Source organism: Intrasporangium flavum (assembly GCF_001956915.1).
GTDB classification, from domain to species: Bacteria; Actinomycetota; Actinomycetes; order Actinomycetales; family Dermatophilaceae; genus Monashia; species Monashia flava.
The window spans coordinates 1-1,761 of the sequence record NZ_MLJO01000050.1 but is presented as its reverse complement, the minus strand read 5'-3'; the positions used below and the strand labels follow the sequence as shown (position 1 = coordinate 1,761).

Genomic DNA, 1,761 nt, shown 5'->3' with positions numbered 1-1,761 from the left:
AGGCCCTCGACCGCCCGGCCCCCGAGCTCAAGGGAGCCGTGGCCGCCGACGCCCCCGAGCTGAGCCCGGCCGGCTGAGCCCTCGCCCCGCTGCCGCCACGCCCGTCGCCGGGCGGCGGCAGCGGGCACCCCACCCGGGCTCACCGGTCTCCCGGCCGGCGTCCGGGTGGCGCTCGGGCGGCTCCCGGACGCCCCGTCTACCATGAGCGGCGTACGGCCGCGGCACGGGACGCGTCACCCGCTTTGTGGTGGTGTGTGCCCTCCGCCGTGGCTCGCGTCATGGCCGGAAGGGGACGACACATGGGCGCAGCGACGGAGACCGACCAGCAGCACCAGCAGGAACGGGAGCGCCGGCAGGAGCGGCAGCAGCCGACCGATGCCGCAGGGCCCTCGTTCTCGATCGTGTCGGCGGTGTACGACGTCGCGCGCTACCTGCCGGAGTTCTTCGCCTCGCTCGAGCAGCAGGACTACGACCTCTCCCTGCTGCAGGTCGTCGCGGTCGACGACGGTTCGACCGACGACAGCCTCGCCGTGCTGCGGGCGTGGGCGCAGCGGGCGCCCTTCGAGGTCGTCGTGCTGACCCAGGAGAACGCCGGCCAGGCCGCCGCCCGCAACGCCGGGCTCGAGCACGCCACCGGCGACTGGGTGACCTTCACCGACCCCGACGACACCGTCAACGCCGGCTACCTCTCCTCGGTCGCGGCCTTCGTGGCGCGCCACCCGGAGGTCTGCTTCGTCTCGACGAACATGGTGCTGCGGATGGAGGCGACCGGCGCCCTCGCCAAGCACCCGCGGGCCAAGATGTTCACCCAGGGCGACGCCCTCGTCGACCTCGACGTGGCCACCTCCTTCATCCCGAACAGCGCCACCACCTCGGTGATGCGCCGCGACCTCGTCGGCGACCTGCGCTTCAACCACCGGCTGCGCCCGAACTTCGAGGACGGCGACTTCGCGGCCCGCTACCTCATGGCCGCCCCGACGCGGCGCACCGGGTTCCTCGCTTCGGCCGAGTACTACTACCGCAAGCGGGCCGACCAGTCCTCGACGCTGCAGACCGGCATCTCGGCCACCGGTCGTTACGGCGTCGTGCCGCGCGAGGGCTACCTCGCCCTCCTCACCGACGCGAGGCGGCAGTGGGGCGCGGTCCCCCTGTGGCTGCAGAACACGGTGCTCTACGACCTGTCGTGGTACTTCTCCTCCGAGGACGCCATGGCCAGCTCGGCCTCGGCCATCGACGGCGACCTCGGGGCCTCGTTCCGGCGCACGCTGCGCGAGATCGCCGACGAGCTGACGCCCGACGTCGTCGACTCCTTCACGATCCGCAAGCTGCAGCCGCACTGGCGCGACATCCTGCTGCACGGGCTGGGCACCGGCGACTGGCACACCCCGTACGCCGTCACCGACCGCTACGACCGCGCCACCCACGTCGTGCGGCTGCGATACCGCTACATCGGCGAGCCGCCCACCGAGCAGTTCCGCTCGCGCGGCGTGCCCCTGGCGCCGCTGCACGCCAAGACGCGCCGGATGGACTTCTTCGGCGCCACGGTCATGTGGGAGCGCATCCTCTGGGTGCCGGCCACGGGCACCGTCGAGCTGCTCGTCGACGGCGTGCGGCTCGACCTGGCCGAGGACTGGGAGACCAACCACGTGCGGGCCCTGGGCGCCAAGGCCCTCGCGGCGCGGTTCCGCAAGGCCGAGCAGGGCGGGCGCCCGAGCAAGCGGGAGGCGGCCCGCCGGCTCACGGTGGATCCGGTGCGGGTGT

At 73.3% G+C, this 1,761-nt stretch carries 1 protein-coding gene; it reads left to right on the top strand.

Features of this window, described 5'->3' with window-relative positions; all coding sequences use genetic code 11:
- Positions 1–299: 299 nt before the first annotated feature.
- Positions 300–1,761 (top strand): glycosyltransferase family 2 protein (locus BIV28_RS19585; RefSeq protein ID WP_207556139.1); only part of this gene is annotated, 1,462 nt, incomplete at its 3' end.